This is a genomic window from Kitasatospora sp. NPDC033851 (assembly GCF_055576085.1).
The window spans coordinates 709,770-734,780 of sequence record NZ_JBVIRL010000001.1 but is presented as its reverse complement, the minus strand read 5'-3'; the positions used below and the strand labels follow the sequence as shown (position 1 = coordinate 734,780).

The 25,011-nt window shown below is 73.7% G+C and carries 28 protein-coding genes; 9 read left to right on the top strand and 19 right to left on the bottom strand.

The features are described 5' to 3' along the window. Positions 1-58 precede the first annotated feature (58 nt). The 10 genes from ACZ51D_RS02825 to ACZ51D_RS02780 all read right to left on the bottom strand — a co-directional run bounded on the left by ACZ51D_RS02825 (position 59) and on the right by ACZ51D_RS02780 (position 7,130). Entirely contained in the window at positions 59-1,885 is a 1,827-nt protein-coding gene (locus ACZ51D_RS02825; RefSeq protein ID WP_465619549.1) for an alkaline phosphatase family protein, read from the bottom strand. 281 nt (positions 1,886-2,166) lie between these two features. Beyond that, entirely contained in the window at positions 2,167-3,705 is a 1,539-nt protein-coding gene (locus tag ACZ51D_RS02820) for a complex I subunit 5 family protein (RefSeq protein ID WP_465660965.1), read from the bottom strand. A 51-nt stretch (positions 3,706-3,756) separates the two neighbouring features. Continuing rightward, the gene (locus tag ACZ51D_RS02815; RefSeq protein ID WP_465660963.1) at positions 3,757-4,425 is read right to left on the bottom strand and encodes an MnhB domain-containing protein; all 669 of its coding nucleotides are present in this window, start codon (positions 4,423-4,425) and stop codon (positions 3,757-3,759) included. Next, entirely contained in the window at positions 4,422-4,691 is a 270-nt protein-coding gene (locus ACZ51D_RS02810) for a Na(+)/H(+) antiporter subunit B (protein WP_465619543.1), read from the bottom strand. The genes ACZ51D_RS02815 and ACZ51D_RS02810 overlap by 4 nt, the downstream gene beginning before the upstream one ends. Beyond that, positions 4,688-4,987, bottom strand: coding sequence for a monovalent cation/H(+) antiporter subunit G (locus ACZ51D_RS02805; RefSeq protein WP_465619541.1), 300 nt, complete (start codon positions 4,985-4,987; stop codon positions 4,688-4,690). The genes ACZ51D_RS02810 and ACZ51D_RS02805 overlap by 4 nt, the downstream gene beginning before the upstream one ends. Beyond that, a complete protein-coding gene (locus ACZ51D_RS02800; protein WP_360491099.1) occupies positions 4,987-5,244 on the bottom strand; it encodes a monovalent cation/H+ antiporter complex subunit F in 258 nt (85 codons plus the stop codon). The genes ACZ51D_RS02805 and ACZ51D_RS02800 overlap by 1 nt, the downstream gene beginning before the upstream one ends. Then, positions 5,241-5,723: a hypothetical protein gene (locus ACZ51D_RS02795; protein WP_465619539.1), complete on the bottom strand. Its 483-nt coding sequence runs from the start codon at positions 5,721-5,723 to the stop codon at positions 5,241-5,243. Before ACZ51D_RS02795 ends, ACZ51D_RS02800 begins: the two co-directional genes overlap by 4 nt. Before the next feature lie 221 nt (positions 5,724-5,944). Beyond that, on the bottom strand, positions 5,945-6,139 hold the full coding sequence (locus ACZ51D_RS02790; protein WP_360491093.1) for a hypothetical protein: 195 nt from the start codon (positions 6,137-6,139) through the stop codon (positions 5,945-5,947). 91 nt (positions 6,140-6,230) lie between these two features. Continuing rightward, a complete protein-coding gene (locus ACZ51D_RS02785) occupies positions 6,231-6,404 on the bottom strand; it encodes a CsbD family protein (protein ID WP_360491090.1) in 174 nt (57 codons plus the stop codon). 87 nt (positions 6,405-6,491) lie between these two features. After that, entirely contained in the window at positions 6,492-7,130 is a 639-nt protein-coding gene (locus tag ACZ51D_RS02780) for an SRPBCC family protein (protein ID WP_465660961.1), read from the bottom strand. A 160-nt stretch (positions 7,131-7,290) separates the two neighbouring features. On the opposite strand from ACZ51D_RS02780, the gene ACZ51D_RS02775 reads away from it, so the two are divergent. Continuing rightward, the gene (locus ACZ51D_RS02775; RefSeq protein ID WP_465660959.1) at positions 7,291-7,962 is read left to right on the top strand and encodes a TetR/AcrR family transcriptional regulator; all 672 of its coding nucleotides are present in this window, start codon (positions 7,291-7,293) and stop codon (positions 7,960-7,962) included. A 140-nt stretch (positions 7,963-8,102) separates the two neighbouring features. Here the strand turns inward: ACZ51D_RS02775 and ACZ51D_RS02770 are convergent, their stop codons facing one another. The 3 genes from ACZ51D_RS02770 to ACZ51D_RS02760 all read right to left on the bottom strand — a co-directional run bounded on the left by ACZ51D_RS02770 (position 8,103) and on the right by ACZ51D_RS02760 (position 11,099). After that, on the bottom strand, positions 8,103-9,119 hold the full coding sequence (locus tag ACZ51D_RS02770) for an SDR family oxidoreductase (RefSeq protein ID WP_465619532.1): 1,017 nt from the start codon (positions 9,117-9,119) through the stop codon (positions 8,103-8,105). A 460-nt stretch (positions 9,120-9,579) separates the two neighbouring features. After that, the gene (locus ACZ51D_RS02765) at positions 9,580-10,533 is read right to left on the bottom strand and encodes a TIGR03557 family F420-dependent LLM class oxidoreductase (RefSeq protein WP_465660957.1); all 954 of its coding nucleotides are present in this window, start codon (positions 10,531-10,533) and stop codon (positions 9,580-9,582) included. Positions 10,534-10,688: 155 nt separating this feature from the next. After that, on the bottom strand, positions 10,689-11,099 hold the full coding sequence (locus ACZ51D_RS02760; RefSeq protein ID WP_465619528.1) for a nuclear transport factor 2 family protein: 411 nt from the start codon (positions 11,097-11,099) through the stop codon (positions 10,689-10,691). Positions 11,100-11,352: 253 nt separating this feature from the next. Here ACZ51D_RS02760 and ACZ51D_RS02755 point away from each other — a divergent pair, with 253 nt between their 5' ends. Together ACZ51D_RS02755 and ACZ51D_RS02750 are read left to right on the top strand one after the other, a co-directional pair. Then, a complete protein-coding gene (locus ACZ51D_RS02755) occupies positions 11,353-12,891 on the top strand; it encodes a threonine/serine exporter family protein (RefSeq protein WP_465619526.1) in 1,539 nt (512 codons plus the stop codon). Between the two features lie 139 nt (positions 12,892-13,030). Next, entirely contained in the window at positions 13,031-13,186 is a 156-nt protein-coding gene (locus ACZ51D_RS02750; protein WP_360491069.1) for a DUF6131 family protein, read from the top strand. 118 nt (positions 13,187-13,304) lie between these two features. Here ACZ51D_RS02750 and ACZ51D_RS02745 read toward each other — a convergent pair whose 3' ends face one another. Next, the gene (locus tag ACZ51D_RS02745) at positions 13,305-13,598 is read right to left on the bottom strand and encodes a helix-turn-helix transcriptional regulator (protein ID WP_360491066.1); all 294 of its coding nucleotides are present in this window, start codon (positions 13,596-13,598) and stop codon (positions 13,305-13,307) included. Positions 13,599-13,699: 101 nt separating this feature from the next. Continuing rightward, positions 13,700-14,041, bottom strand: a complete 342-nt coding sequence (locus tag ACZ51D_RS02740) for a hypothetical protein (protein ID WP_360491063.1) — start codon at positions 14,039-14,041, stop codon at positions 13,700-13,702. 206 nt (positions 14,042-14,247) lie between these two features. Here ACZ51D_RS02740 and ACZ51D_RS02735 point away from each other — a divergent pair, with 206 nt between their 5' ends. The 3 genes from ACZ51D_RS02735 to ctaF all read left to right on the top strand — a co-directional run bounded on the left by ACZ51D_RS02735 (position 14,248) and on the right by ctaF (position 17,175). Further along, entirely contained in the window at positions 14,248-14,889 is a 642-nt protein-coding gene (locus tag ACZ51D_RS02735) for an L-threonylcarbamoyladenylate synthase (protein WP_465619520.1), read from the top strand. 190 nt (positions 14,890-15,079) lie between these two features. Beyond that, positions 15,080-16,783 carry an aa3-type cytochrome oxidase subunit I gene (ctaD, locus tag ACZ51D_RS02730; RefSeq protein WP_465619518.1) on the top strand — a complete coding sequence of 568 codons (1,704 nt, stop codon included), beginning with the start codon at positions 15,080-15,082 and terminating at the stop codon, positions 16,781-16,783. Beyond that, complete coding sequence (gene ctaF / locus ACZ51D_RS02725) at positions 16,780-17,175, top strand: aa3-type cytochrome oxidase subunit IV (RefSeq protein ID WP_465619516.1); 396 nt, start codon at positions 16,780-16,782, stop codon at positions 17,173-17,175. The genes ctaD and ctaF overlap by 4 nt, the downstream gene beginning before the upstream one ends. Here ctaF and qcrB read toward each other — a convergent pair. From qcrB to ACZ51D_RS02710, 3 genes are all read right to left on the bottom strand, one after another. After that, positions 17,141-18,850 carry a cytochrome bc1 complex cytochrome b subunit gene (gene qcrB / locus ACZ51D_RS02720; protein ID WP_465660955.1) on the bottom strand — a complete coding sequence of 570 codons (1,710 nt, stop codon included), beginning with the start codon at positions 18,848-18,850 and terminating at the stop codon, positions 17,141-17,143. The two genes, ctaF and qcrB, sit on opposite strands and share 35 nt — an antisense overlap. Positions 18,851-18,977: 127 nt before the next feature. Next, positions 18,978-19,397 carry an SsgA family sporulation/cell division regulator gene (locus tag ACZ51D_RS02715; protein ID WP_465619512.1) on the bottom strand — a complete coding sequence of 140 codons (420 nt, stop codon included), beginning with the start codon at positions 19,395-19,397 and terminating at the stop codon, positions 18,978-18,980. 197 nt (positions 19,398-19,594) lie between these two features. Beyond that, positions 19,595-20,098: an N-acetyltransferase gene (locus ACZ51D_RS02710; protein ID WP_465619510.1), complete on the bottom strand. Its 504-nt coding sequence runs from the start codon at positions 20,096-20,098 to the stop codon at positions 19,595-19,597. A gap of 105 nt (positions 20,099-20,203) precedes the next feature. On the opposite strand from ACZ51D_RS02710, the gene ACZ51D_RS02705 reads away from it, so the two are divergent. Next, positions 20,204-20,779, top strand: a complete 576-nt coding sequence (locus ACZ51D_RS02705; RefSeq protein ID WP_465619508.1) for a hypothetical protein — start codon at positions 20,204-20,206, stop codon at positions 20,777-20,779. Between the two features lie 51 nt (positions 20,780-20,830). On the opposite strand, the gene ACZ51D_RS02700 is transcribed toward ACZ51D_RS02705, so the two are convergent. Next, positions 20,831-21,745: a hypothetical protein gene (locus ACZ51D_RS02700; RefSeq protein ID WP_465660953.1), complete on the bottom strand. Its 915-nt coding sequence runs from the start codon at positions 21,743-21,745 to the stop codon at positions 20,831-20,833. Positions 21,746-21,946: 201 nt separating this feature from the next. Between ACZ51D_RS02700 and ACZ51D_RS02695 the strand changes: the two genes are divergently transcribed. Then, positions 21,947-23,080, top strand: coding sequence for an FAD-dependent oxidoreductase (locus tag ACZ51D_RS02695; protein ID WP_360491039.1), 1,134 nt, complete (start codon positions 21,947-21,949; stop codon positions 23,078-23,080). Between the two features lie 164 nt (positions 23,081-23,244). Next, the gene (locus tag ACZ51D_RS02690; protein WP_465660951.1) at positions 23,245-24,936 is read left to right on the top strand and encodes a hydrogenase maturation protein; all 1,692 of its coding nucleotides are present in this window, start codon (positions 23,245-23,247) and stop codon (positions 24,934-24,936) included. Positions 24,937-25,011: the final 75 nt, after the last annotated feature.

Sequence of the window (25,011 nt, the reverse complement as noted above, 5' to 3'; positions counted from 1 at the left end):
ACCGCCGGGCCCTGTCGAGGGCCCGGCGGTGCCGGGGTGATGCGGGCCGGGCCGGGTGTCAGGCGCGGCGGCCGCGCCTGCGGCGGGTGACGAACACCGCGCCGCCGCCGACTGCGAGCAGTGCCACGGCCGTGACCGCGATCGGCAGGGTGTTGGAGTCCGCACCGGTCGTGGCCAGCGCCGGGCCGGACGCGCTGCTGGTAGGCGCCGCGACGGCGGTGCCGGAGCCGGTGCCGTCCGTCGGGCCGGCCGGGGCGGAGGTGGTGGTGCCGCCGGTGGGCTGGCCGGTCGGGGTGGCCGCGCCGGCCGGCTGGCCGGTGGCCGGGTCGAGCAGGAGAGTGGCCGACTGCGGGTTCTTGAAGTCGAACAAGCCCTCGATGGAGCCGGCGTGCTCGTCGAAGGAGGCGTCGCCGATCCGGCCGGTCTTCCAGTTGTCCTCGACGAAGCGCAGGATCGAGGTCTGGTCGGTCAGCGTGTGGTCGACGAAGTTGGCCTTGGCGTACGGGGACGCGACCATCAGGGGCAGGCGCGGGCCGTAGCCGCAGCGGTCGGCGTACCCGCCCCAGCCGCCGTCCTTGCCGCACTGACCGGCGCCGCTCAGGCTGTCGTTGGCGGCGTCCCGCGAGCCGTTGACGGGCTCGGCGAACTTGTGGTCGTACCAGCCGTCCGAGTCGTCGTAGGCGATGACGACGGCGGTGGAGGCCCAGTCCTTCGACTTCTGGAGCTTGTTCAGGGTGTCGACGACGAACTGCTGCTCGTCCAGCGGGTCGGAGTAACCCGCGTGGCCGTCCTGGTAGTTGGCGGCCTTGAGGTAGCTGACGGCGGGCAGGTTGCCGTGCTGCACCGCGGCGTCGAAGTCGGTCAGGTCGTACTGGTGGTTGGCCTGGCCGGCGTGGCCGATCTCGTCCACGTCCTTGGGCGCCAGGTGCTTGGGGTTCGCCGTGGACTTGTAGTACTGGAACGGCTCGTGGTGCGGGTTGTAGTCGGTCTGCGACGCACCCACGATGTTGTTGTGGGTGGCCCCGCAGACGGCCTTGCCGTCCTTGTTGTCGGTCGGCTTGAAGCCGCCCTGGAACCAGCCCCAGCTGACGCCCTTGTCGTTCAGCAGGTCGCCGACGTTCTTGCCGGTCATCACCAGCTGGTTGTGCTGGGAGCTGGAGCAGTCGTCGTAGCCCGGGTCGGGGTCGTTGATGACGGTGCCGACGCCGTTGGCGTCCGGGGAGGAGACCGCGTAGGCGTCGGTGGTCTTCTGGCCGGTCTTCGGGTCGACCGGGTAGCCGCCGTGGGTCTGGCCGGCGATCAGGTTGAGTGCGCCGGGGGTCGACGGGCCGTAGGTGGTGCCGAAGAAGCTGTCGCTCATCGAGAAGCGCTGGGCGTAGTTCCACAGGGCGGTGACGGTGTTGCCGTCGTAGTAGTCCATCACCAGGCCGGGCTGGGTGAACATCGGGGCCTTGCAGCTCTCGACGTCGGTGTGCTCGACGAACTTGTCCATCTTGCCGCCGTCGAAGGCGAGCTGCTCGTCCTTGTAGGTGTGGTCCTGGTCGCACGTGACGGCCTGGGCCGGGCTCAGCCGCTTCGGGTTGGTCCCGTTCGGGTTGTGGTGGAGCAGGTCGTCGGAGAGGCCGTCGACCTTGGGGGTGCCGGGCTTGGCGGTGAACTTGACCTTGTCGTCGGCGGTGTTGGCCGCGTTCGGGTAGGTGCCGAAGTAGTGGTCGAAGGAGACGTTCTCCTGGAATATCACCACCAGGTGCTTGATCGGGGTGGCGGTCTGCGGGCCGTCGGCCGCGAAGGCCGCGGGCGCGCCGCCGAAGGCCGCCAGCGAGACTGCGCCGAGCAGGCCGGCGCCGGAGCGGAGCCACCGTGTGCGGGTGGGGAATGCGTGCATGGTTGGTACCTCGAACGTCAGGTCATTTTTGTCAGAGTTGGGGCCCGTCGCGTGGATCTTGTGGCGACGGGGCGCCATGAAACTAGACGGGCGAGGTGAACGTTATTTACATGCACATGTGAATTCAAGGTGAACCAGGGCGGGCCGGGGCGGAGCGTTCTGGCTTCTAATCGGTTCGGGTGCGTCGGATGGTTGACCAGCCGTCAGTCGGGTGCCACCTTCTGCGGTGGTCAAAGCCGCATGGTCGTCAAAGCCGCGCGGTCGTCAAAGCCGCATGGTGGTCACAGCTGCGCGGTGAGCGCGACCAGCAGCGCCGCGAGCCCCACGGCGAGCCACGCCACGTAGTCCCCGAGGAGCCCGGCGTGCAGGCGGCGCAGCGGCAGCACGACCGCCCGGTGGAGCCCGCCGCTGCCGCGCCGGGGGTCCTGCCGGACGGCGGTGGTGGCGAAGCCGGCGGCCAGCAGGGCGGAGAGCACGCCGAGCCCGACGCCGGAGGCCGTCCACCAGGCCTCGGGCGGTGCCGCCCCGGGTTCGGTCAAGGCAGGCGCGGTCGACGCAGGCGCGGTCGATGCGGGTGAGGTCGCCTGCCCGAGGGCGTCGGCGAGGTAGCCGGCGCGGTCGCTGAAGGCCGCCGCCCCCGCCGCGAGCGCCCGGCCGACGCCGGGCAGCACGCCCACGGCCAGACAGCCCGCCAGCAGCAGCCCGGGCACCAGCACCATCGGCGGGGGCAGCCGCCGCTCCGGGGCGCGGATCTCGGGCTCCTCGCCCTCGCCGGTGGTGTCGGCCACCTCGGGGTGCTCCTTCGGCGGCGCGCCGAGCCCGCCGAAGACCCGCAGGCCCGCGCGCAGCACCGCCCCGCCGGTCAGCGCCGACACCAGCACGAACACGGCGGGCAGCCAGGCCAGTTCGTGTCCGGCCGCCTCCTCGGCGACGGCCTTGCCCAGCCCGGTGCCGAACGGCGGCAGCCCGGCCAGCGCGAGCGCGCCCAGCCCGAACAGCAGCCCGGGCAGCCGGAGTTCGCGGGCCCGGCCGTGCAGCCCGTGCTCGTCCACCGAGCCGTACCGGTCGAGCAGGACGCCGGTGAGCCCGAACAGGGCGGCCTTGGCGCCCGCGTGGCCGGCCACGTACACCGCCGTGCCGGCCAGTCCGGCCGGGGTGAGCAGGGCCGTGCCGATCAGGAACAGGCCGATGTGTCCGACCGTGGAGAACGCCAGCATCCGCTTCAGGTGCCGCTGCTGCCAGCACATCACGGCCCCGACCAGTGCGGTCAGCACCCCGGCGGCCAGCAGGGTGTCCCGGACCACGGCGTCGGGCAGGCCGCCCGCGCCGGAGAAGACCACCCGGTGGATCCGGGCCACCCCGTACACGCCGAGTTCGACCATCACCCCGGACAGCAGCATGCACACCGGGCTCGGCGCGACCGCGTGCGCGTCCGGCAGCCAGAAGTGGAACGGCGTCACGGCGGCCTTCACCAGCGGACCGGCCAAGACCAGGACGAAGGCGAGCACCAGCAGGGCGTCCGGGCCGCGCCCGGGCGCGGCGAGCCGGTCGAGTTCGGCGCCGATCTGGGCCAGGCCGAGCTCGCCGGTGCGGGCGTAGAGCAGGCCGATGCCGAGCAGTGACAGGTAGGCGGCGGCCGAGTTGACCAGGCCGAAGGCGAGCGCACCGTGCAGCGGGCGCGGGTCCTCGATCCGGTAGCCGGTCAACGCGTAGGCGACGGCGCCCATCAGCTCGAAGAAGACGAAGGCGTCGAAGAGGTCCCCGGTGAGGGCGAACCCGCACATCCCGGCCTCGAAGAGCAGCACCAGCGCGGGGAACATCCCGCCGTGCTCGCCGGAGGGCTCGTCGAAGGTGGCGCTTGCGCAGTTGGATCACCAGGGCGAGGAGCAGCGCGGTGACGGTGGCGCCGACGACGACGTCGGTGAGGAGAGCTGGTTGAAGGTGCCGAGCGGCAGCGTGTTGGCGAGGTAGCCGGCCCCGGCCGCGAGACCGACCAGCCCGAGCGCGGCGAACGCCCCGGCGGCCAGCGCGTCCGCGACGTCCAGTGCGGCGAGCGGGCGGATCCGCTTGAGCACCCGGTAGTCGGCGGCGACGTACGCCAGGTGCAGGGCGGTGGCGAGCGCCACGCCGCCCTGGAAGCCGCCGCCCGGGCTCAACGCGCCGTGCGCGACGAGGTATCCGCCGGTCAGCACGGTGACCGGCAGCAGCGTGGCGCCGAACAGCCGCGTGGTGGGCAGCACCGGCTCGGCGGCGGCGCGGCGCTTGTGCTCGTCCCGGGCCAGGCGTAGCAGCATGCCCGCGCCGAGCACCGAGCCGAACAGGATCGACTCCTCGCCGAGGGTGTCGAAGGCCCGCTGGTCGAAGTTGACGGAGGAGACGATGTTGGCCGTTCGCCGCTCCAGTCCGGCCGCCACCGCACGCTCGCCGTACGGGTGCCGGAGCCCGCCGAAGCCGGGCAGTCGGCCCGCGACGGTGATCAGCCCGGCGGCGAGCACGGCGGCGGCGACCAGGAACAGCCGCAGCCGGGTGTTCCGGTTCACTCGGAGCGGTCCGGGTGGTCGTCGGAGTGCTCCTCGCGGCGCACCCGGCGCACGGTCAGCAGGATGAGCAGCGGGGTGATCGCGCTGCCGACGCCGAGCTGGGAGAGCGCGACGTCGGGGGCCTGGAGCACGGTGAAGAGGACGGCGAGGCAGAGCCCGAGCAGGGCGAGGACGGCGGCCTGCCGGACCGGGTCGCGGGTCAGCGCGGCCGCCGTGGCGGTGAGCCCGGTCAGCAACAGGGCGATCACGATCAGGGCATCGGTCACCGCTCGGCCTCCCGGGCGGCCTCGACACGGACGGTGGCACGGGCGACGGCCATCGTGGTGACGGTGCCCCCGACCGCCGACAGCAGCCCGATCACCAGCAGTTTGACCGCCGCACGCCCCGGCCCGGTGTCCACCGCGAGGGCGAGCGCGACCAGCGGCGCGCCGAGCGCGGCGGCGGGGGAGAGGGCGTGCAGGCGCAGGTACGGGCCGGGCAGCACGGCCAGCGCGAGGGCGGCGAACAGCAGGGCGGCCGTGCCCGCGCACAGCAGCACCAGGGCGAGGACGTGACGGTCCATCAGTGCTCCTCGCCGGCCAGGAAGCGGGTGAACACCAGCGTCCCGGCGGGTGCGAGCACGGCCAGGTCGAGCGCCAGGTCGGTGTACGAGCTGCGGCTGAAGCCCTGGGCGAGCAGCAGCAGGACGGCGGAGGCCACCGTCGCGGCGAGGTTCAACCCGGCCAGCCGCCGCTGCGCCTCGCCGCGCAGCCCGAGCAGCAGGCACGGCCCGATCCCGCCGACGGCCAGGAAGGCCGCCGCGAGCAGCCAGGCGTTCACTCGGCGCCCGCCGTCGGGGTGTCCGCTGTCGAGGTGTCCGGGTCGGCCGTCAACGCGCGCTCCAGGGAAGAGGCTTGTCGACCGAGCGCGTGCACCGTGAGGGTGCCGTCCGCGGCCTCGACGGCGTACGCGCCGGGGGTCGAGGAGAGCAGCGCGGCCGCCCAGGCGGGGCCGGTGCCGTGCGCGAGCCGGACGGTGCGGAAGCCGGCCTGCCGACGCCCGGGCGAGACCACGGCGAGGGCCAGCCGGCCGGTGTCGGCCAGCAGCGTCCACGGGAAGGCCCACAGCGCGGCGGCTAGGCGGGCCGGACCGCCCGGGGAGGCGCCCGAGGCGAGCCGCACGGCGACCGCGCCGACCGCCCCGAGCAGGGCGACGCCGCCGCCCACGGCCACCTCCAGTGGCGACACCGAGCTGATCAGCACGGTGTTGAGCAGCAGCAACAGTCCCCACCAGAGCAGGAGTTCGGCCGCCCTCCGCATCTCGTCACCCCCGTCCCGGTCGCCTGTCCCGGTCGTCTGCGCAGCGCCGCGGGTGCGGCGAGCGGCCCCAGGTGTACCGCCCGGCGGGTGACGGCGTCCCGCGCGCAACGCCGCCGCGCGTGGGATCGCCGCGCCGGACCACCCGTTCGCCGGAGCGCGCGGCCGAAACCTCCGATCAGCCGACAGCTCGGATCATCGGTCGAACTGTCCGCGAGGGCTGGTCAGTCGGTCGGCTCGTCGGGCGCCGGTTCGCGGGCCGGCTCGGTGGTGTCGAACTCGGGGCCGTCCTGCGGACCCTTCTCCTCCTCGTGCTCGGGCGGCGGTGAGCCTTCGCCGGTCATCCGGGACTCGGGAGTCTCCACGGGAACCCGAGGGTCCCTGGGCACGGGCTTGTCCTGGTCGGTCATGGGATGCATGCATGCCTCCTCGGCCGGGTGCGCCGTAGGGCGCGGAGCGTGCGCGACAAGCGGAACCCGGGGCCGTCTCCGGACGGCCCCGGGTTCCGGGTCAGTGCTTCCCCGCGTCCTTGATCTTCTCCCCGGCCTGTTTCAGGTCGCTCTCCACCTGTTCGGCCTTGCCCTTGAGCTCGGTCGAACGGTCGCCGGTGGCCTTTCCGGCGGCTTCCTTGACCTTGCCGCCGGCCTTCTCCGCCATGTTGCGCATCTTGTCGTCGGTGCCCATGGAAGGCGCTCCTCTCGTCGACGGGGCTCGGTTCGGCCCCGGGCGGCGTCTGCCCGGGAGGCGGGGTTCCATGCGCCGGCTCCCGGTTCAGTTCGCCTGCTGCTGTGCCGCGCCGGCCTCGGCGGTGGTCTTCAGGTCGTGCAGCCAGCCCTCGAGGCCCTGGCGGAGGATCTCGGTCGCGGCGGGCACGTTCGCGTCGACCTGGGGGCCGGTGTGGGTCTCCTCGGTGCGCACCAGCACGCCGCCGTCGACCTCGGTGAAGTTCCACACGTGGACGCCGTCGATGTGCAGCCCGTCGGCGACGGCCGGGCCGGTCCAGCGGATGCAGGAGCCGGGCCGCAGCTGCCGGACGGTCGAGGTGATGTCCAGGCCGGTGGCGGTGGTCGCGGGGTTCGGGGGCAGCGGGGTGGTCCACCGGAACACCGAACCCCGGTGCAGCGGGCCGTGGTCGAGGCGCGCCGCGCTCTGCACGGCGGTCTGCCAGGACGGCCAGCCCGCCACGTCGGTCTGCAGCTTCCAGACGGTGCGCAGCGGCGCGTGGATCACGGCCTCGGTCCGGTACCGGACCCGGGCGTCGGGGTCGACACCGGCCCCGCGGCAGGTGAGGGACGTGTCGTGGCGGGAGGCGGCGGCCTCGGCCGGCGCGGCGGCGGTGCCGAGCAGGCCGAGGACGAGCGGAACGGTGAGGAGGGCGGCGCGGACGCCGGTGCTGCGGATGCCGGACATGGAACTCCCCTTCGCTGATGGGCCGTCGAGTGTGGTGCTAGAGGTTCACGCCTTCGTGAGAAGTTGTAACCCGACGACAAGGAGGGAGTCAAGACCTTTCGTGATAACCTCTAACAAAAGCGTGAGCATGTAGGTCTACGACTCGGGGAGCGGGCAGGACATGGCGAGGACAGGCGCGGACACCCCGCGCGAGCGCTACCGGGCCCAGCTGCGCGAAGAGGTCAAGAAGCACGCCTGGGAGCAGATCGCCACGGCGGGCGCCTCCGCGCTCTCACTCAACGCGATCGCCAAGCAGATGGGCCTGAGCGGCCCCGCGCTCTACCGCTACTTCGCCGGCCGCGACGAGCTGATCACCGAACTCGTCCGGGACGCGTACCGGAGCCTCGCCGACACCCTGGGCGCGGTCGCGGTGGGCGGCGCCGACCTCGCCGCGCTCGCGCGCGCCCTGCGCGGCTGGGCCCTGGCGGACCCCCAGCGGTACTTCCTGATCTACGGCACCCCCGTCCCCGGGTACCACGCGCCTGCGGACACCACCGCCATCGCCGACGAGATCATGCGCATGCTGGTCGACGCCTGCGCCGCACTGACTCCCGAGGTCGCCGGGGCCTCCGAGACCCCCGGGGCATCGTTCGGCGCCCACCTGGAGGCCCACCGGGACTGGGCCGGCGACCATCCCGCCCCGTCCGGGGTCCTCCACCGCTTCCTGGTCGTCTGGACCCGCCTGCACGGCGTCCTGTCCCTGGAGCTCGCCGGTCACTTCACCGGCATGGGATTCCACCCGGACCTGCTCTTCGAGGCCGAGCTGGACGGCCTGCTGGCTCCCCGGTTCTGATCCGGTCCTGGCTGGCCTAACCGGTCTGACCGGGCCTGACTGGGCCTGACCGCGCTCCTGGGTCCGACCGTCCGCTCCCCGGTTCCGACCGTCCGCTCCCCGGTTCCGACCGCCCGCCGAGGCCGGCCGGCGCCCGCGAGTCACCGCCTCCGGGCGGCCGCGCCCGCCACGGCGCCGAGCAGCGCCGCCCCGCCGACGGCGAGCAGCCCGTGGTGTCGGGACGCCCACAGCTGGGCGCTGCGCTCGTGGGCCTCGTCGTCGAACCGGCCGTGCGCGCCGTGGTCCTCGGTGGAGTCCAGGGGCGCCCACAGGTTGGACTGCTCGTCCACCCGCCGGGGCCGGTCCTCCTGCTGGGCGTCGATGCCCGTGCGGGCCAGGTAGCGGTCGAGCAGGCCGGGCGCCACGGCGTTGGCGATCAGGGTCGCCACGGTGCTGCCGCCCACCCAGTACTCCCGGCGCCCGGGGTGGTCGGCCGCGAACCGGACGGCGCGCGCCACCACCTCCGGCTGGTAGACGGGCGCGACGGGCCGGGCCCGCCCGCGCAGGCGGTTGAGCACCCAGTCGAACTGCGGGGTGTTGACGGCCGGCAGCTGCACCATGGTCACCCGCACCCCCGACCCGCTGGCGAGCAGTTCGCAGCGCAGTGCCTCGTGCCAGCCCTGGATGGCGTGCTTGGCGCCGCTGTAGGCGGTCTGCAGCGGGATGCCCCGGTAGGCGATCGCCGAGCCGACCTGCACGACCGTGCCGTGGTCGCGGGGCAGCATCCGGCGCAGCGCGGCCCGGGTGGCGTTGACGTACCCCAGATAGGTGACATCGGTGACCCGCCGGAACTCGTCGGGGGTGATCTCGGTGAAGGGCGCGAAGACCGAGGCGAAGGCGTCGTTGACCCAGACGTCGATCGGCCCGAACTCGGCCTCGGCGCGGTCGGCGACGGCCTCGCAGGCCTCCGGATCGGACACGTCGGCCAGCACGGTGCGCACCTCGGCGCCGGCGGCCTGCGCCTCGGCCGAGGCGGCGCGCAGCCCGGCCAGGCCCCGGGCGACCAGCACGAGGCGGTCGCCCCGGCCGGCGAAGGCGCGGACGCAGGCCCGGCCGACCCCGGCGGTGGCGCCGGTGATGACCACGGTGCGGGTGTGGGAACGCGTGCGGATCGTCATGGCGGGCGTCTAGCCGGGCGGGCCCCGCCGAAACGTCACGCCGAAACGTCACGTCGAAACGTCACCGGGGACCCGCGAGCTGTCAGGCCTGCCCGGGGTGCGGTTCCGGAGGCGGCGCCGGATCGGGGTCGGGGAACGGCGGGACCGGCGGCGGTATCGGATCGGGCGGCTGGCCGGGACCGGGCGCCGGGTACGGGTGGGGGATCGGCTGGGTGTCCGGGTCCGGGGGTGTCGGAATGGTCATCGGGCACCTTCCTCGGTCGGGGTCCTTGCGCAGGTGCGGGTACCCGGCGGGATCACTCCGATGCGCCGGCGCCTGAAGTTCCCGCTGCCCGGACCGTTTTCGCGCAGGCTCCAGGGCGGGTAGGCCTTCACGGCCCGCTCCTCGAAGTCACGGCCGTCGGTGCCACGGCCCTCGACGCCACAACCCTCGGTGTCACGACGTTCCCCGGCTCGGCGCTCAGGCCACCAGCGGCAGGATCTGCTCGCGGTAGAAGTCGAAGAACCCCTCCTGCTCCGGGCCGATCTGGCCGACGTACACCTCGTCGAACCCGGCGCCGACGTACGCGCGCAGTCGGTCCGCATGCTGTTGCGGATTGTCGCCGCAGGTCACCGACCGGGCCACCATCTCCTCGGTGACCAGCTCGGTGGCCTGCTCGAAGTGGCTCGGCGTGGGCAGCACCTGGGCGAGTTCGCCGGGCAGCAGCTCGCTCGGCCAGAGCCGGTGGACGGTCTTGACCGCCCGGTCCGAGTCCTCCGACCAGCAGACCTTCACCCCGCCGATGACCGGCCCGGTGCCGCCGGCTGTTCGGTAGCGGCCGATCAGCTCGGTGTCCGGGCTCATGGTGACCAGCCCGTCCGCGAAACCCGCCGCCAGCTCGGCCGCCTTGGGGCCGAACGCCGAGGCGTACACCGGCAGCCGGCCCTCCTTCGGGGGCGTGTAGAGCCGGGCGTTCTCGACCGTGTAGTACGTGCCGTGGTGGGAGACCTCGCCGCCGGTGAACAGCTCGCGCATCACCGCCACGGCCTCCTCCAGCATCTCCGCCCGCAGGTCGAACGGCGGCCAGCGGTCACCCAGCACGTGCTCGTTGAGCGCCTCCCCGGTGCCCACCCCGAGCCGCAGCCCGCCGTCCAGCTGCACGTCCGCCGTGGCCGCCGCCTGCGCCGTCACGGCGGGGTGCAGCCGGACGGTCGGGCAGGTGACCAGCGTGGTCACCGGCAGCCGGGTGACCTGCGACAGCGCGCCGATCACGCCCCAGACGAACGGGCTGTTGCCCTGGGCGTCGTTCCACGGGTGGTAGTGGTCGGAGATCGCCAGCCGGGTGAAACCGGCCCGCTCCGCCAGCCGGGCCTGTTCGACCAGCTGGGCGGGGGTGAACTCCTCACAGGACAGGAAGTAGCCGAACGCGGTCATGGCAGCCTCGGTTCGTCGATCGGCCCGGTGGCCCTTCGCCGGAGCGGCTAACCGGACCGGGCCTCCCGAAACCTCCGCCTCCGCTTCAGCCGTCGCACCACTTCCGCCCTCGCACCACTCCCGCCTCGCACCACTCCCGCCTCGCACCACTCCCGCTACGACGCCTCGCCCGGGTCCGGGAAGGAATGGTGCTCGTGCGCGACCAGCCAGCGCCCGTCCTCCTTACGCAGCCCGACGGTCAGCCGCAGCCGCTGCGCCGGACGGTCGGCGAAGTCCTGCGGCGTGCCGCAGCGCAGCAGGGCGTGCGCGAAGGCGACGTCCGCACCGGCGGTCACGTCCAGCGACTCGATCTCGAACGCCGCGCCCTGCGCCTGCCACTCGAAGAACGGCGGCCAGGTCTCCCGGTACGCGTCGAGGCCGCGCACCCCCTCGTACGGCGGCGGCACGTCGAACATCACGATGTCCGCCGCGTGGTCGGCGACGACCCCGTCGAGGTCGCCCGCGTGGACCGCGGCGGCCCAAGTCCGGATCAGATCGGCGATCTGCTCCTCGTCACTCTCGGCCATGGTCAGGATCGTAGGTCTGATTCCACACTCCGGCCTGGCCTGCGCGTCCGTTCGCACCAGGCACCAGGCACCAGGCACCAGGCACCAGCACCGCGCCCCGTGCGCCACCGGCACGCCCGTCGCGGTGGGGCGTGTACGGTCCGTCGCGCTCCGCCGGGGAGCGCGTGCCGGGCGCCGGAGTGTTCGCGGGCATGTCACCCCGGGTAGTTGATCAGGCGCAACGAGTGTGTGGGGGGTGGTCCAGGGAGTCGCGATGTCGGAACACGATCCGCTCGGCACGCGTGCCGGTTCGGAAGGGCGTCCGGTGCGGCCCGGCAGGGTGCCGCCCCAGCTGCCACCGCCCGCGAGCGCGGCCGGGCAGGGCGCGGCCGGGCAGGTCCCGGAGGGGCCCGAGGACGCCGACTCCGCCGGCCCCTGGCCGGACCGGATGCTGCCACTGCTGCGTATGCCTGCCGCGGATCGCCGGCTGGCGTCGGGGTCCTCCGGGGTGGGGCAGCCCGGAACCGTCGAGCCGGCGCGGGTGCTGGCCCTCGCGCTGCTGGTGGGGGAACTGCTGCTGGCGAGCGGCGAGGCGGCGGAGGACGTCGAGGCGGCCATGCTCGCCGTCGCCCGGGCCTACCGCGTCCATCCGTGCGATCCGCAGGTCACCTTCACCCGGGTGGCGATCTCCTACCAGCCGGGCTCGCCCGAGCCGTCGCTGACGGCGGAGTGCTCCGTACGCCGCCCCGCCGGGGACTACGCGCGGCTGGCGGCCGTCTTCCGGCTGGTCACCGAGATCGCGGCCGGCGGCATCGGCGTCCGCGACGCGCACGAGCGACTGGTGGCCGTGCACCGGCGCGGCCGCCGCTACCCCGGCTGGCTGTTCGTGCTGTGCTGTGGGCTGCTGGCCGGAGCCGCGACGCTGCTGGTCGGCGGCCGGACGGACGCCCGGGCCTGGCTGGTGTTCGCCAGTGCCGTCGTCGCGGCCCTGGCGGGCAACCGGCTCTCGGCCCTGGTGGCGCGCCACGACCTGCCGGCCTTCTACCAGTTCGTGGTGGCCGCGGTGCCGGCGGCCGTGATCGGCATCCTGCTGTCGTTCAACGGGCTGCACCTGCGCGGGTCGGTGGTGATCACCGGTGGACTGTTCGCGGTGCTGCCGGGCTGGCCCATGGTGGCGGCGGCCCAGGACGGCCTGGCGGGTTTCTACCTGACCGCCGCCGCGCGCCTGCTGGAAGCGATGTACCTGATGGCCGGCGTGGTGATCGGGGTGATGACGGTGCTCTACGTCGGCGTCAACAACGGTGCGGACCTGGCCGCCCAGGACGCTCCGGCCGGGGCGGTGAACCCGCCGCTTCAGCTCGCCGCGGCGGTGCTGCTGACCCTGACCTTCGCGGTGCTGTTGAACACCGAGCCGGGCTCGCTGCCCGCAGTCCTGCTCAACAGCGCGGCCGGCTGGACGACGTACGGGGTGCTGGCCAACGCCGGTGCGGAGTCGATCCTGGCCACCGGGCTCGCCGCCGGGCTGGTGGGCCTGTCCGGCCAGCTGATGGCGCGCTACCGGGGCAGTCCGGTGCTACCGCACGTCACGGCGGCCCTGGGACCGCTGCTGCCCGGGTCGGTGCTGTACTTCGGGATGCTCGCCTTCGTCCGGGGTCAGCCCGAGGTCGGGCTGAGCGGCATCGGGCGGGCCGCCGCGATGGCGATGGCCCTGGCCATCGGCGTGAACCTGGGCCGCGAGCTGGCCCGGCTGTTCCTGCCCGTCGCGCGCACGGCCCCGCCGGCCCGCCGGCAGGGCGGCCGGCACCGCCGGTGACGGGGATCGAACCGGTGGCGGCGGTTCGGTTTGCCCGGCCGCCGGAGAGGTAGACGCCGACCTGTGAACCGGGCGAGAACGGGTGGCTCCGAGGCCGCCCGTTCGGTACCCGTCCCCTCGTCTACCCGGGAGGCTTCCCGTGATCGTCCTCGGTGTGATCCTGCTCATCATCGGCTTCGTCACCGGCATCGCGATCCTCTGGACCATCGGCCTCGTGCTGGTCGTGATCGGTCTGGTCCTGTGGGTCGCCGGCGCGCTCGGCCACGCCATCGGCGGACGCCGCCACTACTACTGAACCGAGGACCACTGAATCTGATCCCCGCTCAGTCCTCCGCACTGAAGGCAGTACTCCGCACTGAAGGCAGTACCCGTGGAAGGCAGTACTCCGTGCTGAAGGGGCCGGCTACGACCCCTCAGCGCAGCAGCACGGCGAGCAGCTCGGCGATGGTCGGACCGGCGTCGGCCGGGTGCCGCAGCTGCTTGCTGTCGATGACGCTGTAGTGGTTGGCGCGGCCGCGCCGCTCGTGCGTGAGGTAGCCCGCCTCCTCGAGGTCGGCGATGATCCGCTGCACGGCGCGCTCGGTGAGCAGGCACTTCGCGGCGATGTCGCGCACCCGGATGCCGGGGTCGCGGGCGATCTGGACGAGAACGCGGGCGTGGTTCGTCAGGAAGGTCCACTGTCGCGGCGTGGCTTGGCCGTTTTCCACAGCTCAAGGATAGGGTCGCGGGCTGTGCTCCGATACCGCCGCCGGGCGGTTCCGTACCTTCGGCCCCGCGTATTCGGCTCCGCCTCTTCAGTCCCGCACTGTCAGGGGCAGTCCTCGTGGAGCCCGCAGAGCCAGGCCAGCGCCTGATGGGCGCCGAGGACGTAGGCGTGCTCCGTCCCCTGGGTGAGGGCCCGGCGCAGGCGTACGGCGGCGGCCTGGCACTCCGCCAGCAGCTGTGCCCGGCACGGTTCGGCCGCGCCGACCGCGGCGGTGGCGGTGACCGGCGCCGCGACCTGGGCCCCGGCGGCCCACCGGTAGGCCCCCAGCACGCCGTGCTCGAAGCCGGTCCAGGGCCGGGGCCGCCGGTTGGCCGTGTCGATCGCGGCGAACACCTCGTCCAGCGGGCGCACTCCCACGGCCGGGATCGTCTCGTCACTGGTCATGTCGGCAACCTACGTCCGCCCGGTGCCGTCCGCCCCCGGTGGCGGCGGTCCGGCGCGGACGGGCGGCGGCGAGGTCCACCCGGGCGGCGGAGGGCCCGGCGGGGAGCGGGGGTCCGCCCGGTAGTCTGACCGGGTCGTGCCCGGCCGGTGAGGTGGCCGGGCCGGATGAACGGTGCGGGCCGGCGGCCCGCTGGTGGAGATCTTTGATGACTCGTCGTTTTGACTGCTCGGACGCGTCCGAGCGCGCAGCCGGGCTGCGCGAGGCCGTGGCCGCGGTGCGCCGCGGCGAACTCGTCGTGCTGCCCACGGACACCGTGTACGGGGTGGGCGCGGACGCCTTCGCGCCGGAGGCGGTCGCGCGTCTGCTGGCGGCCAAGGGCCGGGGACGGAACATGCCCTCGCCGGTGCTGGTCGGCTCCCCGGAGGACCTCGACGGCCTGGTGGAGGTGTCGCAGCGCGCTCGGGACCTCGTGGCGGCGTTCTGGCCGGGCGGGCTGACCGTGGTCGCCCGTCACCTGGAGTCGGTCGAGCTGGACCTCGGCGACACCCGGGGAACGGTCGCGGTGCGGATGCCCGCGCACCCCGTGGCCATCGAACTGCTCAACGCCACCGGGCCGTTGGCCGTCTCCAGTGCCAACCTGACCGGGCAGGAGTCCCCGCAGGACTGCGACGCCGCCCAGGGCATGCTGGGCGACTCGGTGGCCGTGTACCTCGACGGGGGCCCGACGGCGGCCGCCGTGCCGTCCTCGATCGTGGACGTCACCGGCGAGGTGCCGGTGCTGCTGCGCGCGGGCGCGATCGGCGCCGAGCGGCTCCGCGAGGTCGTCCCCGACCTGCTGGAGCGCTGAGCCGCCCGGACCGGGACGCCGCTCGACCCGGGACGCCGCTCGACCCGGGGCGCCGCACCGCGTGGCGCCCCGGCCGGTCGGACGGCCGCCGCTAGGGTCGGCGATGGCGCGCCGGGGCGGGCCCTCCGGCTCGCGCGGAGGGTGTCGGCGACGCCACCGGGGGCGTCGTCGGCTCCGCTGCGGAGGTTCCATGAGCGCCACGTCCACCGCGTCGCGTCGTACCCAGGCCCGGGTCCGTCGGGGCAGCACGCTGCTGCGCTGGCTGTTCACCACCGACCACAAGGTCATCGGGAACCTCTACCTGGCGACGGCGTTCGGCTTCTTCCTGGTCGGCGGCGTGCTGGCGTTGCTGATGCGCGCTCAACTGATGGGGCCGGACACCGGGATCCTGTCGAACGAGCGCTACAACCAGATGTTCACCATGCACGGCACGATCATGCTGCTGCTGTTCGCCACCCCGACCTTCGCCGGGTTCGCCAACGCGATCATGCCGCTGCAGATCGGGGCGCCGGACGTCGCCTTCCCCCGGCTGAACGCCTTCACCTACTGGGCCTTCCTGCTCGGCGGGCTGATGGTCCTGAGCGGCTTCCTCACCTCCCAGGGCGCGCCCGCCTTCGGCTGGTTCGCCTACGCGCCGCTGAACGGGCCGCTGTTCTCGCCGGGGCAGGGGGGAGACCTGTGGGCGTTCGGCCTGGTCGTGGCCGGCCTCGGCACGATCCTGGGCTCGGTCAACTTCATCACCACCATCACCTGCCTGCGGGCGCCCGGCATGACGCTCTTCCGGATGCCGGTCTTCACCTGGAACGTGCTGTTCACCTCGATCATGGTGCTGCTGGCCTTCCCGGTGCTGACGGCCGCGCTGCTCTGTCTGGAGGCGGACCGGAAGTTCGGCGCGCACGCCTTCGACGCGGCCAACGGCGGGGCGATCCTGTGGCAGCACCTCTTCTGGTTCTTCGGCCACCCCGAGGTCTACATCGTCGCGATCCCGTTCTTCGGCATCGTCAGCGAGATCATCCCGGTGTTCAGCCGCAAACCGCTGTTCGGCTACTACGGCATGATCGGTGCGACCATCGCCATCACCGCCCTGTCGATGACGGTGTGGGCGCACCACATGTTCGCGACGGGCCAGGTGCTGCTGCCGTTCTTCTCGATGATGTCGTTCCTCATCGCCGTGCCGACCGGGGTGAAGTTCTTCAACTGGGTCGGGACGATGTGGAACGGCTCGCTGTCCTTCGAGACCCCGATGCTCTGGTCGATCGGCTTCATGGTGACCTTCCTGTTCGGCGGGTTGAGCGGAGTGCTGCTGGCCGCGCCGCCGATCGACTTCCACGTCACCGACAGCTACTTCGTGGTGGCCCATCTCCACTACGTGCTGTTCGGCACGGTGGTGTTCGCCACCTTCGGCGGCTTCTACTTCTGGTGGCCGAAGCTGACCGGGAAGATGCTCGACGAGAAGCTCGGGAAGGTGCACTTCTGGATCCTGTTCGTCGGGTTCCAGACCACCTTCCTGGTGATGCACTGGCTGGGCGCCCAGGGGATGCCGCGCCGTTACGCGACCTACCTGGCGGTGGACGACTTCACGGCGCTGAACGTGTGCGCCTCGATCGGCTCCTTCCTGCTCGGGGTCTCCAACCTGCCGTTCTTCTACAACGTCTGGACCACCACCCGGCACGGCGCCCGGGTCACCGAGGACGACCCGTGGGGCTGGGGCCGCGGGCTGGAGTGGGCCACCTCCTGCCCTCCGCCGAAGCACAACTTCCACGCGCTGCCCCGGATCCGCTCCGAGTCGCCGGCCTTCGACCTGCACCATCCGGAGGTGCCGACGGAGGAGTCGTCGGGCGGAGCCTCCGGCCGGTCGTCCGGCCGTACGGGCGAGCGGGGGAGCGGGCGATGAAGGCGGAGGGCTGGCTGTTCGCCGTCATGACGGTGTTCTTCGCGGTGACCGGGCTGATCTACGGGTTCTGGGCGCGGGAGCCCGCCGGCAAGGCGATCCTGGCGGTGGCGTTCCTGATGTCGGGTCTGATCGCGCTGTTCTGGTTCCTCCAGCACCAGCGGCGGGGCGGCGGACGGCCGCAGGACCGCAAGGACGCCGAGATCGCCGAGGCGACGGGCCCGGTGGGGTTCTTCCCGGCCCGCAGCGGCTACCCGGCGCTGACGGCGCTCGGCCTGACGGTCTTCGTCCTCGGCCTGGTCTTCGCCCGCTGGCTGATCGTCACCGGTGCCGTGGTGCTCGCGTTCGCCGTGTTCGGGTTCATCTTCCAGTACGACGACGACGGCGACGGATGAGGCCGCGGAGCAGCCGGCGGACCGGGCCGGTTTCCGGCGGGCCGGTCGGCCGGTCCGCCGGTCCGGCGGGGTGCGAGGGGGCGGTGAGGACACCTGCGAGGCGCTCCGACTCCCCTTCGGTGGCCGGGAGTTCGACCCGGTCGCGGTAGAACCAGGAGCTCGCGGCGGCGCGCACGTGTTCGTGGCGCGGCGCCCCGTCCGGGGCGGGGAGCGGGTCCGGCGTGGACCGGGCCAGCAGCACGAACCGCTCGTCCGCGGGCACGGGGCGGTGGTGGCCGGTGAAGCCGCCGTCGTGGCGCTGGTCGATCCGGCCGGTCTCGTCGCCCTTCAGCAGCCGGTCGCGGTCATGGGCCTGGAGGGCCAGGCAGAGCCGCCGGGTGAGCAGGAACGCCGCGGGTGGCAGCACGATCAGCCCTGCCCGCAGCACGTCCGTGAGCGCGTTGACGGAGATGCCGAAGGCGTACGCGATCACGTCGTTGCCGCCGGCGATCAGCAGCACCGCGTAGGCGGTGATCCCGGCGACGCCCAGCCCGGTGCGGGTGGGCTTGTTGCGCGGGCGGTCGCACAGGTGGTGCTCGCCGCGGTCGGGGTCGAGCCAGCGTTCGGCGAAGGGGTAGGCGTACAGGACCGCGAAGAGCAGGCCGGGCACCACCAGGGCCGGGAGGAAGACGTTCCACGACACCGTGCGCCCGAACAGGTCGGTCTCCGCGGCGGGCATCAGCCGCAGGGCGCCCTCGATGAACCCGATGTACCAGTCCGGTTGGGCTCCGGCCGCGGCCACGTCGGGCCGGTAGGAGGCGTAGCGCCAGATCGGGTTGATCTCCGCGAGGAAGGCGGACAGCGCCATGACGCCGGCCACCGCGAAGGTCAGGCCCACCGTACGGGTGAGGAACTGGGGGAAGAAGGGCATCCCGACGACATTCCGGTTGGTGCGGCCGGGGGCGGCCCACTGGGTGTGCTTGAGCACCACCACGAGCGTCAGATGGGCCCCGATCAGGGCCAGCAACAGGCCGGGCACGAGGAGGATGTGCAGGGTGAACAGCCGGGGGATGATGTCGTGGCCGGGGAACTCGCCGCCGAAGGCGAAGAAGGTGAGGTAGGTGCCGACCAGCGGCACCGAGAGCAGCACGCCCTCGGCGATCCTCAGCCCGGTGCCCGAGAGGGTGTCGTCCGGCAGCGAGTAGCCGGAGAACCCCTCGAGCAGCGCGAGGTTGAACAGCGTCACCCCGATGACCCAGTTGAGCTCGCGCGGACGGCGGAAGGCCCCGGTGAAGAACACCCGCAGCAGGTGCACGCCGATCGCCGAGGCGAACAACAGTGCCGACCAGTGGTGGATCTGACGGATCACCAGACCACCGCGCACCTCGAAGCTGATGCGCAGCGTCGACGCGTACGCCTCGGACACGGGGACGCCGCGCAGCGGCAGGTAGGCGCCGTCGTAGACGACCTCGCTCATGCTCGGGTCGAAGAAGAAGGTCAGGTAGACGCCGGTCAGCAGCAGGACGACGAAGCTGTACAGCGCGAGTTCGCCCAGCAGGAACGACCAGTGGTCCGGGAACACCTTGCGCAGCAGTTCCCGGCCCGCCTCCATGACCGGCAGCCGCCCGTCCAGCCGGGTCGCGACACGTTCACCGGCGGACGGCTCGCGCCCGTTCGAAGCCTTGGTTGCCTCCACGCAGGCAACCTAGTGGGAGGTGCTCCGCGCGGGGCGGCCGAGAGCTGCGGGTCCCGTGGCGCCCGGCGGCAGATCACTCCGACGGCGGAACACGCGCGGTCCTCCGGCGGCGCCGGGCGGGCTCCGGTCAGTCGCCCGGGAGCAGCAAGGCGAGCGCGGCGTCGACGTCGAGGTGCTCGGACTCCGATCCGGCGGGCACCAGGGAGAAGGAGTCCGAGAGGAAGGCCGATACCTCGGCGGCGGGGGCGCTGAGGACGGCCTTTCCGGAAGGCCCCCGCAGAGTGATGAGCACCTCACCGTCGGGCCCCGGGCTCACACTGACGTCACCGCTGCCGGCGGGGGCGTGCCGGCCCTCGTTCAGCAGCTCGCGGCTGAAGTACCAGCACACCTGGGCGTCCACGGTCACGCACTCGCACGGGGTCAGCGGGAACGCCAGGCATGCCGCGTACGGCAGGTCCGGGTCGAACCGCAGCTCGGCGGTGACCGGGACGTCGGGCAGTGGGCTGTCGGGGAAGGTGACGGGCATCGAGTGGGCGGGCATCTGCATCGAACGACCCTCCTAAGGTCCGGACGCGCCGCCCCGCTCGGGCGGGCGCCCCGTCCGGCGCCTACCCGGTGCCCCCCGGTACAGTCCGGGTCCGCGAAACTTTCACAACGTCCGTGCAGGCATGGGTACTTCCCCCGCCGCCCGGCCGCCCGGCCGCCCGGAGCCCGGCGCCCGGCCGCGAGTGCGCGGCCGTCGGCTCAGGCGCGGGCGGCCGCGGGCCGGGCCAGCCACTCCTGCCAGGAGACCTCGTGGCCGATGAGGCAGGGCCGGCGGAACGGCCACGCGTCGGTGATCCACCGGGGGACGAGCGCGTCCAGCGCCCGCTCCAGCTCGGTGCCGACCCGGTCGTCCACCACCCACCAGGAGATCTCGGCGTCGGAGCCGGCCTTCTGGGGCGGGTCGATGTAGACGCAGCCGAGCAGGGCCGTCTCCGCCTCGTCGAACAGCGCGTAGTTGAACGACTCGTGGGCGGCGATCTCCCGCTCGTGCCGGACCAGGTCGTCGAGGTCCTGCTGGTAGGTCATGGTGGCGATGGGCCAGCCCCAGGCCTCGCCGTAGATCGACCAGAGGCGCTCGCGGGAGCCCATCACGGCGGGGTAGTCGAGCTCGGTGTCGGTCCCGGCGATCGGGCGCAGGTGGTGGCTGCCACCGGGGAGCGGCACGTGGACGGGGTGGACGAAATCGGCAGGCAGCCAGGTCATGGGCCCGGAGCCTAGCCGAGGCAGGCTCCGGGCCGCCCGGATTATCGGCGCGGGGCCTGACCGGCCGGGATGACGCCGGGCCCGCCGCCGGGGCATGATCACCGGATGACGATGATCAGGACCAGGTGGGGGCGCCTCGGGATACCGGCGGTGGCGGCCCTGGCCGTACTGGCGGCGGGGTGCGGGACGAAGCACGCGGACGCGCCCGGCGGCACGGGGGCGGGGGGCGCGACGGCGGCGGTGCCCACCCTCGCGGCCGACTTCCCCTGCCCCGGCGAGACCCCGACCAGGACCCCGACGCCGACCGCGAGCGGCTCGGCCCAGGCCACCGCGCCCGTCGACCACTACGCGGAGAACCACGGCTTCAAGGTGCCCATCCCGCTGCACGGTCAGCGGCGCTGCGACGGCCTGGACGCCGTGCGGCGGATCAAGGGCGCGCTCGAGCCCCTCCGCGCCCGGGGCGACTTCGCTCCGGACAGCACCCGTGGTCTGCTCACCGGTCTCGGCTACCCGGCCGCCAAGGTGAAGGTCGCCCCGAACGGCCCGACCGGCGTCAGCTTCCTGGTCGACGCCACCCCGTTGTGCCTGGAGGGCACGATGAGCAGCGCCACCACCGCGGCGGACGCCTTCGCGGGCTACCCGGACGGCACCGGCTGCGAGGAGCCCCGCGGCGGCCACTGACGGCCCGCTCGGGCCGCGCCCGGTGGCGCCGCTACTCCATGAGCATGCAGCTCAACGGGCCTGCGGCTCCCGGCCGTTGTCGCTCGCGGCTTTGTCGAGCGACAGCGGCGGCCGGGCGGCCTCCGCCGCCGGCGACCGGGTGCTCTCCACCTCCGGCGGCTCCGGGTCGTTCTGCTCGATGCGGTTCAGCAGCCGGGCGACGGAGTCGGTGCGCTCCCGCAGGGCCGCGACCCGGGCGGCGTCGGTGGGCTCGGCGAGCTGTTCGGCGGGCAGGACCGGGATACCGCGGCTGCGGGCGGTGGCGATCAGGCTCTCGCCGGTCCGGGCGGTGACGACGAGCGTCGCGGCGGCGAACACGCCCGCGTCCAGGGTGCGCTGGCGTCCCAGCAGACCGCGGTGGACGATCCGGGCCGGGACGGTCAGTTCGTCCAGGCGCTGGTCGACCGAGCCGCGTTCGAGGGCCGCGAGGACGACGGTGGCCAGCGCCTCGCCGGCCCTGGTGACGACCCACTTGCGGCCGGGCACCGGCGGCAGGAACTCGCGGATCCGGTCCACCTCGTGCTCCAGGGCGGTGGTGGTCAGCACCTCGAAGGCGTTGCGGGTGCGGATCTCGACGACCTTGTCCCACTCGATCTCCTCGCCGTCGAAGCCGACCTGCGACGGCCCGAGGTGGACGGCGCCGAGGCCGTCGAGGAGCCCGAGCAGCTTGTGCACCACGGCCGGGGTGCGGGGGTGGCGGCCGATCAGGGTGCCCACCGACAGCTTCCACGGCTCGGTGGCGGGAACGGGCGGCCGTTCGACGGAGCCGAGGGCCGTGAGCGCCCACCGCCCGCCGGCGGCCGCCCGGCCGCCCCGCAGGACGGCCTGCCGCCCGGCCTCGCCCAACCCGGCCGCGGCTCCCGCGGCAGCTCCCGCCGCCGCCCCGACCAGTCGCCCCAGACCGCCCACCAGCTCGCCCCCGCGCACGTCCCGTTCCTTTCGTCCCACCGCTCGTTCCAGAGGCCGCCATGGTACGGCCCGTCCGCGCCACGCGTTCCGCCGCAGGTCGCCGGTGACGTTCGAAGCGGTGACGTTTGTCATACGGTTCCGGCCACAAAGCTCACTGACACCGGGTCGGCTCCCTGCGGCAAGATCGACTCCGGCGGGGAGACGAACAGGGGAGTGGACATGAAGGTACTGGTGGCCGGGGCCGGACTCGGCGGGCTCTGCCTCGCGCACGGACTGCTGCGGGCGGGCGTGGACGTCCGGGTGCTCGAGCGGGAGGACGGCCCGCACAGCCGCTACCAGGGCTTCCGGATCGCCCTGAACGCGCACGGCCTGGCGGCTCTGCACGCGTGCCTGCCGGAGCGGCTGCACGCCCTGCTGGCGGCCGTCTCCGGGCCGATGGCGGGCGAGCGACGGGTCGTCGACCAGCAGTTGCAGGAGATCCGCCGGCTCGGCACCGCGGACGAGGGCACGGCCGCCGACCGGTACGTGCTGCGCCAGTTGCTGCTGGCCGGGCTCGGCGACCGGGTCGAGTTCGGCAAGCCCGTGGTCGGCTACACCGAGCGGGCCGACGGCACGGTCGAGGCGCACCTTGGCGACGGGAGCAGCGCGGTCGGCGACCTTCTCGTGGGCGCGGACGGCGTGGGCTCGGCGGTGCGCCGCCAACTGCTGCCCGGGGCCGAGGTGGTCACCCTCCCCGGCAGCGCCGTCCTGGGACGCACCCCGCTCACCGAGCGGTTCGCCGCCCTCGTCCCCGGCTTCGGCACCGTGGTGCACGGCACCGGCGCGAGCCTGCTGCTCGGCCGGATGGAGTTCCGTCGGCCGCCGAGGCTCGCCGCCGCCGAGCTGGCGCCCGACGTCCGGCTGCCCGACACCGGGAGCTACCTGCGCTGGGTGGTGATGCCGACCGGCGACCTTCCCGCCGGGCCGAGGCCCTGGGAGGCCGTCCGGGGCGACCTGCTGGACCTGCTCGACGGCTGGCACCCGGACCTCGTCGAGCTCGTCCGCCAGGCCGACGTCGTCAACAGCTCCCCCCTGACCGTCCGTTACGCCGAGCCCGTACCGCACTGGAGCGGCACTCGCCGGGTCACCCTGCTCGGGGACGCGATCCACACCATGCCGCCGAGCGGCGGCCAGGGCGCCAACACGGCCCTGCGCGACGCCGCCCTGCTCGCCCGCACGCTCACCGCCGTCCAGCGGGGCGCGGCCGAACTCCCGGACGCCGTCGAGCAGTACGAGCAGCAGATGCTCGAGTACGGCTTCGCCGCCGTCGCCGAGAGCCTGGACCGCCTGCCGGACTTCACCCCCGCACGGTGACCGCCGGCCGCTGACACCCGCGCGGTGACCGCCGCAGGCCGGCCCCCGCGGGTGACCGCCGCACGGGTGAACGGGCGGCGCGGCATGCCGCACCGGCCGGGGGTCCGTCGGACCGGGGGTGATGATCGCCGGGTTCCCGGCCGCCCGCACCCCCGGAGGCAGACATGCGGATCCTGCTCCTCGCCAGCGCCTTCAACAGCCTCAGCCAGCGCCTCCACGCCGAACTGCGGGACCGGCGGCACACCGTGGACGTCCTGCTCGCCGGGGACGACGAGGAACTGCGGGCGTCGATCCGCCGCCGGTCGCCGGACCTGCTGCTGGCGCCCATGCTGCGCACCGCGATCCCCGAGGACGTCTGGTCGGCGCTGACCTGCCTGGTCGTCCATCCCGGCCCGCCCGGCGACCGGGGCCCCTCCTCCCTCGACCGGGCGATCCAGGAGGGCGCCGCCGACTGGGGCGTGACGGTGCTGCAGGCCGAGGCGGAGATGGACGCCGGGCCGGTCTGGGCCCGGGAGCCCTGCCGACTGCCCGGGCTCGGGAAGAGCGACCTGTACCGCAACGAGGTCTCCGACGCCGCCGTCCGGGCCGTGCTGGCCGCCGTCGAGCGTTTCGCCTCCGGCTCGTACGCGCCGCAGCCGCAGCACGGCCCGTCCTGGCGGGAGCCGGTGCGGGTGCGCCCCTTCCTGCGCCAGGCGGAGCGCCGGATCGACTGGGCGGCCGACCCCACCGCCACGGTCCTGCGCAAGCTCCGCGCGGCGGACTCCCAGCCCGGGGTGCTCGACACGCTGGGCGACGACGAGTGGTACCTGCACGGCGGGCACCCGGAGCCGCTGCTGCGCGGCCGCCCGGGCGAGCTGATCGCCACCCGGGCCGGGGCGGTGTGCCGGGCCACCGCGGACGGCGCGGTGTGGATCCCGGAACTCCGGCGCCGGCGCCCGCCCGGCGGGCGCGCGACCGTCAAGCTCCCGGCGGTGACGGCGCTCGGCGCCCTGCTGCCCGCGCTGCCGGAGGTGGCGGCGCCGCTGATGACGGGCGCGGGCGGGCGGTCCACGTGGACGGACCTGGAGTACCGCGAGGAGGGCCCGGTGGGCTTCCTGCGCTTCTCCTTCCCCGGGGGCGCGATGTCCACCGACCACTGCCGCCGCCTGCTGGACGCCTACCGCTTCGCGCTGCGCCGGCCGACCTCGGTGCTGGTGCTCGGCGGCGGCCGGGACTTCTTCTCCAACGGCATCCACCTCAACGTCATCGAGGCCGCGCCGGACCCGGCCGCCGAGTCCTGGGCCAACATCACCGCGATGGACGACCTGGTCGCCGAGGTGCTCGCCACCACCGACCGGCTGGTGGTCGCCGCCCTGGGCGGGAACGCGGCGGCCGGCGGGGCGATGCTCGCCCTGGCGGCGGACGAGGTGTGGTGCCGGCGGGGCTGCGTCCTCAACCCGCACTACCGGCTGATGGGGCTGTACGGGTCGGAGTACTGGACGTACACCCTGCCGCGCCGGGTGGGGCCGGCGCAGGCCGAGCGGCTGACCCGGCAGGCGCTGCCGGTGTCCGCGGCGTCGGCCGAGCGGATCGGCCTGGTGGACCGGGTCGTCGACTGCGGGCCGCAGGAGTTCGGGCCGGTCGCGGCCCGCCTGGCCGGGCTGCTCGCCGCCTCGCCCGCCGTCCAGCGGCGGATCGCGGGGAAGAAGGCCGCGCGCGAGGCCGACGAGGCGGCCAAGCCGCTCGCCGCCTACCGGGAGGAGGAGCTGGCGGTGATGCACCGGCAGTTCTTCACCCCCGAATCGCCGTACCACGCGCTGCGGTCCGCGTTCGTCCGCAAGCGCCCCGCCCCCGCAGGGCTCCTCGCCGAGACGTGACCCGAACGGCCCGGCCGCCTTGCGCTCCCGGGGGTGACCCCGTCGGGTCCGTGGAACGGCGGCCGGTCCGGACTG